Annotated in this window: 7 protein-coding genes; 2 read left to right on the top strand and 5 right to left on the bottom strand. The window is 43.9% G+C overall.

Going from position 1 to position 15,256, the window contains the following annotated elements:
• The coding region (locus tag DBR11_RS06590; protein ID WP_108550811.1) for a type IX secretion system membrane protein PorP/SprF at positions 1-1,013 on the top strand (1,013 nt) is incomplete at its 5' end.
• Here the strand turns inward: DBR11_RS06590 and DBR11_RS06585 are convergent.
• On the bottom strand, positions 1,014-4,541 hold the full coding sequence (locus tag DBR11_RS06585; RefSeq protein WP_108550810.1) for a gliding motility-associated C-terminal domain-containing protein: 3,528 nt from the start codon (positions 4,539-4,541) through the stop codon (positions 1,014-1,016).
• A 281-nt stretch (positions 4,542-4,822) separates the two neighbouring features.
• On the opposite strand from DBR11_RS06585, the gene DBR11_RS06580 reads away from it, so the two are divergent.
• The gene (locus DBR11_RS06580; RefSeq protein WP_108550809.1) at positions 4,823-5,335 is read left to right on the top strand and encodes a GAF domain-containing protein; all 513 of its coding nucleotides are present in this window, start codon (positions 4,823-4,825) and stop codon (positions 5,333-5,335) included.
• Positions 5,336-5,348: 13 nt separating this feature from the next.
• Here DBR11_RS06580 and DBR11_RS06575 read toward each other — a convergent pair whose 3' ends face one another.
• The 4 genes from DBR11_RS06575 to DBR11_RS06560 all read right to left on the bottom strand — a co-directional run.
• Complete coding sequence (locus DBR11_RS06575) at positions 5,349-6,356, bottom strand: LLM class flavin-dependent oxidoreductase (protein ID WP_108550808.1); 1,008 nt, start codon at positions 6,354-6,356, stop codon at positions 5,349-5,351.
• Positions 6,357-6,495: 139 nt separating this feature from the next.
• The gene (locus DBR11_RS06570) at positions 6,496-8,493 is read right to left on the bottom strand and encodes an OmpA family protein (protein ID WP_108550807.1); all 1,998 of its coding nucleotides are present in this window, start codon (positions 8,491-8,493) and stop codon (positions 6,496-6,498) included.
• A gap of 27 nt (positions 8,494-8,520) precedes the next feature.
• Positions 8,521-9,516: a PorP/SprF family type IX secretion system membrane protein gene (locus DBR11_RS06565; RefSeq protein ID WP_199233777.1), complete on the bottom strand. Its 996-nt coding sequence runs from the start codon at positions 9,514-9,516 to the stop codon at positions 8,521-8,523.
• Positions 9,517-9,547: 31 nt separating this feature from the next.
• The coding region (locus DBR11_RS06560) for a gliding motility-associated C-terminal domain-containing protein (RefSeq protein WP_146186480.1) at positions 9,548-15,256 on the bottom strand (5,709 nt) is incomplete at its 5' end.

Below are 15,256 nucleotides of genomic sequence, written 5' to 3'. Positions count from 1 at the left end.
GGATGAAAATATTTAATGCCCTCCTGTTTTTGTTAATCGCAGTTCTCTGTTCTTATGCACAGGAGATGCCAAGGTCTTCCCAGTACATTTTCAATACCTATCTGATCAATCCGGCAATTACCGGTATAGACAACTATGTAGATGTAAAAATGGGGTACAGGAAACAATGGACAGGTCTGGAAGGTGCTCCTGTAACCAGTTATATTTCTGTTCATTCTCCTATAGGGGATGATTTTGTAAGAAGTTCTGTGAATTCTTTTTCAGGCTATGGAGAAAATCCTTTAAGCAGAAGCTACGTGAATACGTATACCTCTGCAGAACCTCATCACGGCATTGGTTTTTACGCGTTGACCGATCGTGCAGGACGATTGCGGCAAACGAATGTTAGTGCGAGCTATGCCTATCATCTTGGCCTGAGCACAGAAGTAAATCTGGCACTTGGGGTTTCAGGAGGTTTTTCTTCCTTGAATATAGACGTTGACCATGTGCTGGTTGATCAACCTTCTGACCCGTTGTTGTCTGCCGATTACAACAATCGGATCCGTCCGGACGTAGGGATAGGATTCTGGCTGTACAGTCCCAAATTTTTCCTGGGTGGATCAGCAAAACAATTATTGGGTTACCAACATAAAGTGCTGAATAAGGAAATCAATTATTCTGCTTACCAGCAGCCTGTGATATATGGAACTGCCGGTTATAAAATTTTTGTAGATGAAGATATTGCTGCCATTCCCTCTGTGCTGCTTACTTACTGGCTAAATGCGCCTTCGGCAATTGATGGGAATTTAAAACTTGCTTACCAGGATAAGTTCTGGATTGGCGGCAGCTATAGAAATAATGATTCTTTCTCTTTTTTGGCAGGGATCAATTTTGCTTCCCTGATCAATCTGAGTTATTCTTATGATGTATCGACTTCAGCACTCCGGTCTGTAAACAATGGAACACACGAAATTGTCATCGGTTTGCTGCTGAACAACCGATATCAGGTTAAGTGTTCTACCAGACAGTTTTAGTTATCTTAACAAGGTTAAGCTGCCGCCAAGCGGATTACAATCGGCCCTGAGGTCTATTTTAAAATAGTACACGCCCGCAGGTAGTTCCTTGCCTCGGAAATTCCCATCAAAAGGTTTAGTATATTTTCCTATCGATTCGTAAACCAGCTGTCCGCTGCGGGTGTACAATTTAATATTATAATCGCTATGCTCTGGTAAACCTTTGATTACCCAGGTATCGTTAAGGCCATCTCCGTTAGGTGTCATTGTGTTCATCACTTCGAGGTTATCATTGGTAACTTCCACATGTACTTTGGTGAAATTACTAACACAACTTCCTAATCTGCGTCTGATAAAATAATCTGCAGTTTTTGCAATCTTAAAAATGAACTTTCCGTTACTGGTTTCGAGTGTTGGCATCTCATCATCCAAATTTGAGAAGAGCTGATAGGTGCCTTCCTCCGGTGCAACTACCGGAAGCATGATTTCCGTCGCGTAACAGGTTCTCAGGTCTTTAACTACAGGTACGGGGATTATAAAAGGTGGGTTCTCTATGGTAAACCATTCACTGGTTGCCAGGCCACAGCTGGTGTTGTCTTTTAGTGTAAGCTGGTATTTTCCGGCAGGCACATTAATGAGCTGCTGGGTGGTCTGAACAAGCTCACCAGCTTCGTTTTTCCAGCTGAAGCTGTAAGGTTCAATACCACCATGTACAACAATACCGGTTACCGATCCCCTGGATAAACTGCACCCGTCATTTGCTGCTTTACCGCTTGAAGGCTCAATGATCAACAAAGGAATTTTATTGATCACGTAGGGGCCAAAAGTAGTTTCGCAGCCATTAATGTCATAGGTAAATAACATGTAGCTGCCTGGTTTGAGATTCCTTAATTCACTGTCGGTTCCGGTGATCTCCGTAAATAGACCGGATTCAACCCATTTATATCTTGTCGGATGCTGGGACCCAGGATTATAGCTCAGTATAATACTACCATTGTCCTGATCGCAGGTAGCCGGTTGAACAGAGGGATTAAAATTGAATTCTGTTTTGGGAATCTGGGTCACTACATAGAGTCTGGAATCTGTGCAGGGTGTATTGCTGTTGCTGGCCACCAGTCTGTAGGTACCTGGACTTAAATTCTTCAGTGAAGGAGGAGTTGCCGGATCATAATTCTTTATCCCACCGATGCTTTGTCCGGAAGCATCAAACCATTCATACAGGTTGGCTTCTCCGATAATCACCTGTTCTATAGCACCATTATTGCCACTGCAAGTTACATGAGTGATCTGTCCGGGACTAATGCTGACAGAATTATAGACCGGAATGTAGATGGGCTGGGTTCTTACCGGGGAACAGGTTCCCTGATCGGATATTTCAAGGATATAATAAAAATCTCCCGCTACGTTTTCCAGATCCAGGCTGTTCTGTCCTGCGATTGGAAGACCGATAACGCCCTTTCTCTGGTCGTAAGTATACCATTGATAACTTGCCGTACCTGTTAGATCTGTAACCTTGATGTTTTTTATCGAACCATTCTGCTTGCCGCAGGCTGCATTGGTGATACCTATGGCGTTGAAATCGAAAATTGGTGCAGGTTTTCTCTTTACAGTCAGGAAGACAGATTCCTGTTTGCAGCCCGCTTCATCCGTAACGGTTACCTTATAAGAACCTTCAGGAAGATTCACGGATTGTCCTTCAGCAACTTTATCCTGGGCATCGTACCATTCATACCGGATAAATCCCTTTCCCCGGAATACATTAGCCTTAAATGTAAAGCTGCGCTGGCCGCATTGAGGGTTAACAGGTTCTATCTCCGGAATAGTAAGTTTCTGGTCTTTAACTTCGAATACCTGTGATGTGGATTTACAGCCATCATCAATGATCACTTCATAAGAGCCAACATCAAGGTTCGTGATCTTCTGCTCATGACCCAAAGGGGTTCTGATATTGTTAATGATCTTATTCCAGGTAAAGGTAATACCTTCCCGTGGTTCAGGGATAGTAATTGAACCATTGGCTACGCAGGTCACCGGTTCTATTATAGCCTCATTTTCCAGCAATGCTGTTGTGGAGAAAGGAGAGGTGGTGGCATTAAGTAAACTTGCTGTTGCGGTTACACTTCCATTGATCGCACCTATATATTGCCATCTGCCATCACTTCCTGCCGGTATTGTTCCAATATAAGTTTTGCCTTCACAAAAGCCCTGGCAGTTTTGAGTATAGAAAAGTTCTATAGTAGCGTTTGGTGTTGCACGTCCTGAAACAGAGCCTGGTAATTTTTTAAGGATCTGTACATAGGGCTGAAAATTGTTCAGAGCTTTACCAATTCCAAAAATCCTGTTGCAAAACATACTGTTCCGTGTAATTTTAACTGGTTTGGAGGAAACACTCTCTATTCCATAACCATTATACCCAATGCGGTTGGTCTCTGCAGGGGTTGGCCCACCAATATTACCGGTGGCACCGTCCTCTATACGGATCCCTCCGCCGTTCCCAAGTTCTTCAGTACCTGAGACACCTGTGCCAATCGAGTTTCCTGTGAGGGTGAAGTCTGCATTTGCAATAGCCACTCCCCAGGTCCGGTTACCAGAGATAATATTGTTTCTGACGAATAAATTGGTAGACTGGGCATTGAGCTTTATTCCATAAATTTCGAGTGAAGAAGAGGAGAGGAATAAGGGGAGTTCATGATAGTCTTTTGTTCCTGTGTAATCTGTGCCGATCTTATTGCCAATAATATTAATGTTGAAACGGCCGGTACTGGTGTAATAATTGTATCTGTTGATGTTCAGGTTGTATTGATTCGCAGAAATCACATTTCCTTCGCCTGTATTATCCCCTCCAACGGTTAAAGCACAGTCGTATAAGCTGGCAGAGATTCCGGTCATATTAGGGTTGGCTGTGTAACCGTCATACATCATCCCAATCAGGTTAGATTGAATAGAGATGTCTGTCAGCGGATTTACATCATAATATGTAGAGTTCTGAATAAGAATTCCATTGATATTTCCACAAATCACATTACCTTTTCCCGGAGCCCCTATTTTGATGTTGTTTGCGCGGTAGTCGATCACAATACCTGAACCCTGATTGGTATTTAAATTTTGGAGACTGGTTATAGTTGCAAAATTCCTAAGGTAGAGTCCATAGATCTCCACTCCCTTAGTTTGAAGGTTGTTTGTTTGATATTGGCCAATCCGAAGGCCTGAAAAATTGGAACCCGGGAATTCTGGTTCCAGGATGACCTTTGCACCGGATACACCAAGCGCGGGCCAGTTTTGAGAACTTCCGTCAATAACCACATTAGACGGAATAACTGGTAAGGCAGATCTAAGCCGGATGGTTCGGTTGGCATCCGTAGCAGATCCTGACAAGTTGAACTTGATTACATAACTATTGGCCGTATTGGTTGCCGGTATGCTTTCAAGGGCTGCTCTTAAGGTTCCCTGGCCACTGTCAGCATTGGAATTTACGGTGAGCGTCTGGGAAAAAACTTTGCTGAAACCGGATAACAGCAGCAGCAGGAAAATAAATTTAGAACAGCGCATAACTTAGATTAAAGGACCAAAATACAATTTTAATATAAAGATACTTTACCGGGTTGAAAATTTGATTTCGGGCCAGGAAATATGAAATGGGTAGAGTTGGGTAATTTACTACTCAAATTACCCTTAAACTCATGCTTAATTTCTCTCCTTTAGGAGAGGCTCTTTGGATGAAATGTTTCCTAAAGCAGTGTCCGGACCTTTTTTTGGGAAGGATTGGGATTTGTTTTTACGGGGTATGGTAATTGTTTTCAGTTAGTTAACTGATCATTAAACTAAAGGAGATGGAAAATATATTCAATACTGCTATTCTTCCGCCAAATGAGGAGCAAAGATTAGAAAACTTGAAAAAGTATAAAATATTCGGTACCCAGTCTGAAGTCATATTCAATCAGCTTGCAGCAGTTACAGCAACTTTGTTAAAAGTTCCGGTCGCGATGATCAATTTCGTTGATAAAGATAACGTATGGACAAAAGCGGATCAGAAAGGGGAGAGTGGGAAAATCACGGCCCGAAGCATGAGTTTATGCTCGCTTGCAATTTTGAACGACCATATTACTGTTTTTGAGGATGCGGTAAAAGATCCTTTCTTAATGGTGAATCCATGGCTTGCAGGCCACCTGGATCTTCGGTTTTACGCAGCCGCACCGATAACGACCAGTGAAGGTTTTAATATCGGTGCAGTATGTATTGTGGATAAGACCAAAAGGACTTTCAATTCCAGGGAACAAAAGAAGCTGGAGTGGATTGCTGCTGTAGTCAGGGCGGAACTGGAAAAACGCACAGATGTTGAATAGCAGATAGAGACTGCTAGTTGCCGCTCATAGCTTCTGCAAGCAAGCCATAAGATCTGAGCCTTGCCTGGTGATCAAAAATATGGGCGGTGGCCATGATCTCATCTACCTGGGTTTGATCCAGAAATTGTTGCAGATCATTTGTTATGGTTTCTTTACTTCCGGTAAAGGTACAGGCTAGCATTTGACTTGCCTGTTCTTCCTCATAGGCTGTCCAGATGTCGTCCATACTTTCTACCGGTGGTTGCAAAAGTCTTCGTTTTCCGGTCACAATCCCTCTGAACAATTGGTAAAGAGAGGTCGCCAGTTTATTGGCCTCTGCATCGGTATCTGCTGCGATCACATTTACACAGGCCAGAACATAAGGTTCTTTAAGGTGCTCGGACGGTTTAAAGTTTTGCCTATATATGTTAATGGCAGTCAGGAATTGTGCAGGAGCAAAATGACTGGCAAAAGCATAGGGAAGACCTAATGCAGCAGCAAGTCGCGCGCTGTCGGTACTGGATCCAAGAATCCAGATTGGAATGTCCAGGCCTTCTCCCGGAATTGCCCTTACACTGCTTGTACTATTCTCAGCAGAGAAATAAGCCTGCAATTTTAATACATCCTGAGGAAAGCTGTTTGCAGCGTTAAAGCGCTCACCCCGGATGGCCATGGCAGTCAGCTGATCTGTACCAGGTGCGCGGCCTAAGCCAAGATCAATCCTTCCGGGATATAAGGACTCTAGCGTTCCAAACTGTTCAGCAATAATAAGGGGAGAGTGGTTAGGTAGCATGATTCCTCCTGAACCTACACGGATAGAAGTTGTCCCACCTGCAATGTGCCCAATGACAACAGAAGTAGCAGAGCTGGCCACACTGATCATATTGTGATGTTCCGCGAGCCAATACCGATGGTAACCCCAACTCTCTGCGTGCCGGGCGAGATCAAGACTTTTTTTAAATGTATCTGCTGGTGTTTTTCCCTCGATAACGGTAGCCAGATCGAGTACGGAAAAAGGAATAGAGGTCAGTGATTTTTTCATGTCGTTTAACGTCGATACAAAATTACGGCCTATTTATCTTAAAACTACCCAAATCTTGGGGATATGACTTTAAATCCACATGGAAAAACAAAAAAGCCTTTCCTGGAGGAGGAAAGGCTTAGGAGCGGGTATTTAGTTTTTACTGTTTAGTCACTTTGAATTCAGTTCTTCTGTTCAGCTGGCGACCGGCAGGGTTATCTTTTCCATCCGGGAATTGATTCGGTGCAATCGGACGGCTGAAGCCATATCCTTTGCTGGTCATCCTGCTTGCAGGTATTCCTTTGCTCACCAGGTAGTCTACACAAGATTTAGCCCTTCTGTTGGAAAGATCCAGGTTATAGGCTGCGGTTCCAATGTTATCTGTATGGGCACTCAATTCTATCTCTATAGTTTCGTTGTCTACCATAATGGTATACAGCTGATCCAGCACTGCTTTAGAGGCATCAGTCAACTGATCACTGTCAAAAGCATAATATACATCTTTAAGAATGATAGGAACATCTTTCTTAAAAGGAGTAAGGCAAAGTTCGGGACTGAATAGTGTATCTGCCCTGGATAGGGTGTCATAAGTATACACTACACTTTTTGCAAAGTAATTTGGCTTTTCTGCCAGAAGTTTTATTTTTCGGTTAGAGCCAATCTTGAATCTGTATTTTCCGTCGTTATCTGTTGTAGACTTAAGTTTAGTCAGAGAATCGGTTAAAGTAACAATTGCTCCAGGAAGAGGCTTCATTGTTTTACAGTCTAGCAAAATACCTTGTATAGTCAGGTAATTGGTTTTAAGGTGAAAAATCTCCAGGCAGCAAAGAGACTCTCTGTCTGAACTGATGTAACCTTCGGTGTCGTCTTCATTGGAAGGGGTAAAGTAAAGATCATCTTTGGAAGAGTTGAAAGGAAAACCAAGGTTGCGCGGTTCTGTCCAGGTTACAAAATTACCTTCACTCTCATAAAAGTCCAGGCCACCTATACCTACTTTTCCGTTGCTGCTGTATAAGAGTTTCCTGGTGTTGGAATTGTAGTACGGAGCTTCGTCATCTTCAGCTGTATTAATGATAGACCCCATATTGATGGCCTGACCTAAACTGCCATCTGTTCTGATCGGGGAATACCAAAGATCATATTTTCCACGTCCACCAGGTTTGTCTGAAGAAAATATCAGATACTGGCCATCTTTGGTGACAAAAGGCTGCATAGAATTGTAGCCATCTGCATTGACTTGTATGCCCAGTTCTGTTGGTTCAGACCAGGTTCCGTTAACCAGGTTCAGACGGCTTATTTTTCGAATGCCTTTAAGATCCCAAACTGTAATGTACATGGTCTTTCCATCTGGGTGAAGTGCGGGCGAAGCCAGCTCCTTGAACTTATTGCCGGGAATGTTCAGTTTTTTTACCGAGACTTTTTCAGCCACAGGATTTCCGGATACTTCGTAGATGGCATTGAGGAATGGCGTTTCTTTCTTAATAATCTTTGCATTACTTTTCGTATCCTGAAGCACCACATTTTTGCCATTTCCCTGAGCTGGTCTGGAAGAAGTAAAGTAGAAATTGTTGGCTGTCAGGTAAGGGGTATAGTTGGAACCCAACTGGTTGATGTCGTTGCTTAACCTTTTCAAAGCATACAATCTTGGATGCTTAATTTCAAATAGGGCAAAATTGCAGGCATCAATTTCCAGTTTTGCTTTTGCCGTATAGGCATCATTGCCTTTATACTTACCCAGAAACTCCTGGAAAGAAACAATAGCATCTGCAAAACGCTGGTTGGCTCTAAGCGTTTCCCCATACCAGAAACTGCTCAGCACATATTTAGGATTTGTAAACCCTTTAGCTATTGCGTACCAGGATTCTGCATCAGTATAGTTCTTATATAGCCGAAGTGATGTGGCCAGTTGATAGACTGCATATTCATAGTCTTCTTTTTTAGGACTCTCTTCTTTTACTTTTTTTTCAAAGCCATAAGGGACCACAAAGCCAGAACTATCTGAAGAAATCTGAAGTGCCTTTTTATAATAGGCTGCGGCAGCATAGTATTCTTTGTTGTCAAAATATACGTCAGCAACACGCCTGCTATTGGTCACAAACTGAGCTGAAGCTGCAGTAGCAAAGAGGCTGAACAATAAAAATAATTTAAGGGATTTCATCTGTATATAGATTATGAAAATATTCTGTTATAACCGTGGGCAAAAGAAATTAGGTCCTGATATGCCTTTCTTACTGGTGAAAGAAACAGAGATCTCCAATCCGCCCTTACTTCCTGTGGCCCGGTTTAAACTGGAGGTATTGAAATCATAGCTCAGGCCAAAAGTCATGTTTTTAATGTGCAGTCCAAAAAATGCAATTGCAGCATCATCAACCCGGTAGTTAGAACCAAACATCAGGTCTGCCTCATTGTTTAGCATCATTTGCGCATATGCACCAGCTGATATTTCTCTGGCATTGCCTTGCTTCATGTACAGGCCATTCGGAGTGATGTCCAGGATATCGCTTACCTTGATCCTGGCACCTCCATGTGCAGTGTAGCGAATGGGCATTTTTACATCTGGTCCAAGAAACTTATCTACTGGTCTGGTAAGGTGATTAGCGGCTACCCCTAAAAATGTATTTAAAGGCTTGTCAGGATTGGCATCAAAGAACATAGCTCCGAAATTGACATCGGGAACAAGAGTGTTGGTGGAAGCAAAAGATTCATTGAGCGGTAAACCTCCATCGTAGCCCGTAACCGGGTTGAACTGGCTGCCTGTTGTGATCTTTGACGCATCAAAACTTTTGTTCAGGATACCCGCCTGCAAACCAAAATTGATAATGCTTAAACCTTCCTGGCCAAACCGGATTCTGTAAGCTCCGGACACCAGGGCATTAAGGTTATTGTAACTGATGTCACCTGCATTTTGATTCAGGACCATGGCACCAAAAGCGAAATTCTTAACCGGGGCCATGTCAAAAGAGGCCCCGCCTGTTAAATAGCCATTCGAAAGTGATCCCCATTGTTGCTTTGCATTTAGAGAAAGCCTGTACTCACCATCTATTACTCCTGTAAGGGCTGGGTTAAGCCATAGGGGATTAGCATAATACTGTGAAAAGTGCGGATCTATCTGCGCGGAGACTTTGGAAACCGATAGGATTAAAACTAATCCTATCGCTATTATTTTTCCTATTTTTTCCATCTTTATTTTGTTCTTCAGGTTAGTAGTTGGGTTAACGTAATAGGGTTATGGTGCCTTTTTTGTTATCGGTAGTTCCATCGGTAAACACAAGCTCGATCTGATAAACATATACGCCATTTGGCTGTAGCTGACCTTTGTAAGTACCATCCCATCCATTTTGAATGTTCAGAGACTCATAGATAAACTGACCCCACTGGTTGTATATCCTCATTTTTACCTGTGCAATGGTATTTCCGTACACATAGAATATATCATTCTTACCATCTCCATTTGGAGTAAAGGTATTCGGAATGAATACACCATTTTTAAGCGGGTTGTCGGCCGTTCCGTCTGCGCTTCCAAAAGCACTGGTCTGACAGTCTGACTGACCTTTTGCTCTTACCCTGATGTGAACCACATCTGTAGGTTTAAGACCGCTGATCACATGTGTTGTGCCATTCGCACCTGAACTTGGAGCAATCCAGGTAATGCCACCATCAATAGAAACTTCATAGGTCAATGCATTTGGAACTGCATTCCATCCAAAGGTTACACTCGTTGGTGTTGCAGATTGAACAGTAACAACAGGAGTTGTAAGTGCTGGTAGGACATTAACCACAACAGCTGTTCTTGTTGTACTTGTACAGCCTGTTGCAGAAAGGCTTTCCACATAGTAAGTTGTGGTCGCATTGAGCACTGGAGTGGTGAACGTATTTCCGGTTGCAAGAGCCGTTCCGCCAGTTGCAATGCTGTACCAGCGGTAAGTCAATGCCGGATCAGGATTGTTAACCGTTAGGGTAGTTCCTGTTGCAGGACATAATGGAGCGCCTGCAACGCTTACTGAAGCTGGAGCATCTGGTGCCATAGACACATTCACATTCACTGCGGTGCGGGTTGCGCTGATGCAGGTTGCAGAGGTTGCCTCTACATAGAAGGTGGTGTTGGCCGTGATAACAGGTGTTGTAAAATTAGTGCCCGATCCCAGGATTGTCCCTCCTGTTGCAGCGTCATACCAGTTATAGGTAATTCCAGTTTGTGGATTCTCTACAGATAAGACAGCAGCACTTCCAGAGCAGGTATTTACTGAAGAAGCAGATACGGTTGGTGCCACTGGTTTTGCCGATACCGTTACAGTGACTTTAACCCTTCCTGTAGCATTTCCACAGCCAGTCATGCTGATGGCCTCCACATAGAAGTCGGTTGTTGACTGAAGTGGAGCGGTATCGAATTCACTTCCTGTAAATCGTACAGAACCACCGGTTGCATTGACATACCAATTGTAAATTACTCCGCTTTTTGGATTCTGAACGCTTAAGACAGCATTGTCGCCTGCGCAAATATTTAATCCTGCACTTGCAACTACTGGTGTTTCAGGTAGCTGATTTACAGTTACTGTAACCACTTTTGCATCAGCTGCCGTGTTTGCACATTTATTATCACCTCTTACGGTAACATAATAGGTCGTATTTGCAGATAGTGATGGGGTAGTGAACTGACTTCCGGTAAACACAGGATCTGTTAAAGAAGCATCAGTGTACCAGGTAAATACTGGATTGGTTACTGTTGTACTGCTGGCAGTCAGTTGTGTTGTTGTGCCCGCACAGATCGAAGTGCCATTTGCTGTGATGTCTGCTGCGGTTGCAGGCGGATTAACAGAAATGGTTATTGCTTTCGCTGTGGCCGCTGTATTTTCACATTTGTTGTCACCTCTAACCGTAACATAATAAGTAGTGTTTCCGTTAAGTGCCGGAGTATTGAATACTGCTCCAGTAAATACAGCGTTACTTAGAGCGGCATCAGTGTACCAGGTAAATACCGGGTTGGTTACAGTAGTACTTGAGGCGGTAAGCTGAGTTGAACTTCCTGCACACAAGCCGTTCGTTGTTCCGCTTACGCTTACATCAGCGCTGGTTGCCGGAGGATTAACGGTTACGGTAACCACTTTAGCATTTGCTGCAGTGTTCTCACATCTGTTGTCACCTCTAACAGTTACATAATAGGTCGTTGTTGCGGTCAGTGCCGGAGTATTGAATACTGTTCCGGTAAATACAGCGTTTGTTAAAGCCGCATCACTGTACCAGGTAAACACCGGATTGGTTACTGACACACTGCTTGCAGTTAACTTAGCAGAGGTATTTACACAGAATGGCGTTTCTGCACCTGCTACATTAATATCCGAAGCCAATGCCGGTGGATTCACCGTAACTGTAACTGCTTTGGCGGTTGCCGCTGTATTATCACATTTATTCGAACCTCTAACGGTTACATAATAAGTTGTGGTTGCCGTAAGGGCAGGGGTGGTAAACGTAGCGCCTGTAAACACGGCGTTAGTTAAAGCCGCATCACTGTACCAGGTAAATACCGGGCTGGTCACCGTCGTTGTTGTCGCGATCAGTTTGGCGGTGTTACCTGAACATACAGGAGCATCAGCACCAGCTACATCGATATCTGCTGCGGTTGCCGGAGGATTAACACTTAAGGTAACCACTCTTGCATTTGCAGCTGTATTTTCACATTTATTGTCACCCCTCACCGTTACATAGTAAGTTGTGGTTGCAGTTAATACCGGAGTATCAAATATAGCGCCTGTAAATACTGCATTTGTTAAAGCTGCGTCGGTGTACCAGGTGAATACCGGGTTAGTTACTGTTGTGCTGCTGGCGGTCAGTTTTGCCGAAGTACCAGCACAGAACGCTGTGTTTGCTCCGGATACAACAACATCTGAGGCCACAGCAGGAGGATTCACTGTTACAGTAACAACTTTAGCATTTGTAGTGGTGTTCTCACATCTGTTCGATCCTCTTACGGTTACATAATAAGTTGTTGTTGTAGTAAGAGCAGGGGTATCGAATACAGGGCCGGTGAATACCGCAGTCGTAAGAGCGGCGTCACTGTACCAGGTAAATACCGGATTCGTTACTGTTGTACTGCTTGCGGTTAATTTCGCTGAAGTACCTGAACAGAAAGGCACATCTGCACCACTTACGGCAATATCTGAAGCCAGTGCCGGAGGATTAACGGTTACGGTAATCACTTTAGCGTTTGCTGCAGTGTTCTCACATCTGTTGTCACCTCTAACAGTTACATAATAGGTCGTTGTTGCGGTCAATACCGGAGTGTTGAATACTGCTCCGGTAAATACGGCGTTTGTTAAAGCTGCATCACTGTACCAGGTAAATACAGGGTTGATCACAGACACGCTGCTTGCGGTTAACTTAGCAGAAGTATTTGCACAGAATGGTGTTTCTGCACCTGCTACATTAATATCCGAAGCCAATGCCGGTGGATTCACCGTAACTGTAACTGCTTTGGCAGTTGCCGCTGTGTTGTCACATTTATTCGAACCTCTAACGGTTACATAATAAGTTGTGGTTGCCGTAAGGGCAGTGGTGGTAAACGTAGCACCTGTAAATACAGCGTTAGTTAAGGCTGCATCACTGTACCAGGTAAATACCGGGCTGGTCACTGTCGTTGTTGTGGCGATCAGTTTGGCCGTGTTGCCTGAACATACAGGAGCATCAGCACCAGTTACGGCAATGTCTGCTGCGGTTGCCGGAGGATTAACATTTAAGGTAACCACTCTTGCATTTGCAGCTGTATTCTCACATTTATTGTCACCTCTTACCGTTACATAATAAGTTGTGGTTGCAGTTAATACCGGAGTATTAAATATAGCGCCTGTAAATACTGCATTTGTTAAAGCCGCATCGGTGTACCAGGTGAATACCGGGTTAGTTACTGTTGTGCTGCTGGCGGTTAGTTTTGCCGAAGTACCAGCACAGAACGGTGTGTTTGCTCCCGATACGATAACATCTGCGGCCACAGCAGGAGGATTCACTTTAAGCGTGATGATCTTCGCATTTGCCGCTGTATTCTCGCATTTGTTCGAACCTCTTACGGTTACATAGTAGGTTGTTGTTGCAGTAAGGGCAGGGGTAGTGAACACAGGACCGGTGAATACCGCAGTCGTAAGAGCGGCGTCACTGTACCAGGTAAATACCGGATTGGTTACTGTTGTACTACTTGCGGTAAGTCTGGCAATATTACCCGAACAGAAAGGCGCATCTGCACCGCTTACGCTCAGATCTGAAGCCAGTGCCGGCGGATTAACTGTTACCGTTACTGCTTTGCCGTTTGCGGCCAGATTAGCACACCTGTTACTTCCTGTAACACTTACATAATAAGTCGTAGTTGCACTAATTGCAGGGATATTAAATACCGGGCCTGTAAATACAGCATTGGTTAAAGCCGCATCACTGTACCAGGTAAATACTGGGTTGGTTACAGTTACACTACTTGCAGTTAATTTCACTGCCGTGCCTGCGCAGAAAGGATTTTCTGCACCTGCTACATTAATGTCAGCAGCAGTAGCCGGTGGGTTAACCGTTAAGGTAACAGCTTTCGCAGTGGCAGCTGTATTCTCGCATTTATTCGAGCCTCTTACTGTTACATAGTAAGTTGTGGTGGCTGTAAGTGCTGGTGTAACAAATTTAGCACCTGTAAATACAGCCTGAGTTAAGGCTGCATCGCTGTACCATGTAAATACAGGATTTGTTACTGTTGTTGAGCTTGCAGTAAGGGTTGCGATATTATTTGCACAGAATGGAAGTTCAGCACCTGCAACACTAATATCCGAAGCTATTGCCGGTGGATTCACAATTAAGGTCACCACTTCAGAACTGGCTGCTACATTTTCGCATTTGTTGTCGCCTTTCACCGTTACATAATAAGTCGTTGTAACAGTAAGGGCAGGCGTAACAAATTTAGCACCTGTAAATACAGCATTGCTTAATGCTGCATCAGTATACCAGGTGAATACCGGGTTAGTTACGGTGGTTGTCGTGGCGGTCAGCGTTGCGATGGCATTTGCGCAGAAAGGCAATTCATTACCTGTAACATCAAGATCAGCGGCTGTAGCTGGTGGATTAACCGTTAAGGTTACAGTTTTTGCATCAGCAGCCGTATTGGCGCATTTATTTGTTCCCGACACTGTTACATAGTATGTAGTTGTAGCAGTAAGAGCAGGTGTTATAAATTTAGCTCCGGTGAACACAGCCTGAGTTAAAGCTGCATCGCTATACCAGGTAAATATTGGATTAGTTACAGTGGTGCTTGTTGCAGTTAAGGTAGCAATAGTTCCTGTACAGAAAGGAGTGCCATCGCCTGTTACCGTTATATCGGAAGCCAGCGAAGTAGGATTTACAGTTATACTGATCAACGTTCTCGCTGCTGTACTTACACATGAATTTCCGTTTACGGCTTCTACATAGAAGTTGTGTAAACCAACAGCCAGATTAGCTGGAGTGGTATAGGTATTTGTATTGGCTGCAAGTAGGTTTCCAGCTACAGGCGCATCGTACCAGTTAAAGGAAACTCCTGCCACTGGTGTTACGCCAAGCGTTGCCGGTGTATTTGGACACGTAACCACTGGATTTCCTGTTGCAGGGATTGGTGCTGCAGGAGCTGGTAGAACAGTTACTGTAACCTTGGTTTTAGCACTTTCACAATTGTTCCTGAGTGCAGTTACAAAGTAATCATATGTTCCTGCTGCCAGAGTTGCGTCGGTAGTGAAGGATACGCCGTCTTTACCTGTCAGGTAAGTCGTTCCTACATACCATCTGTAGGTTGTACCCGCAACCGGGTTTTTAACATTTAGTACAGCAGAATTACCCTGACAAACGGTTGTCGCTGCAACTTCTACAGAAGGTGCGATTGCAACACGTTGAGCATAATTGAAATCAAGTGTAGTCAATACTGCTGC

Origin of the sequence: Pedobacter sp. HMWF019 (assembly GCF_003061025.1) — a bacterium.
GTDB lineage: Bacteria > Bacteroidota > Bacteroidia > Sphingobacteriales > Sphingobacteriaceae > Pedobacter.
The sequence above is the reverse complement of the archived record's forward strand: the minus strand, read 5'-3'. Positions and strand labels throughout refer to the sequence as shown.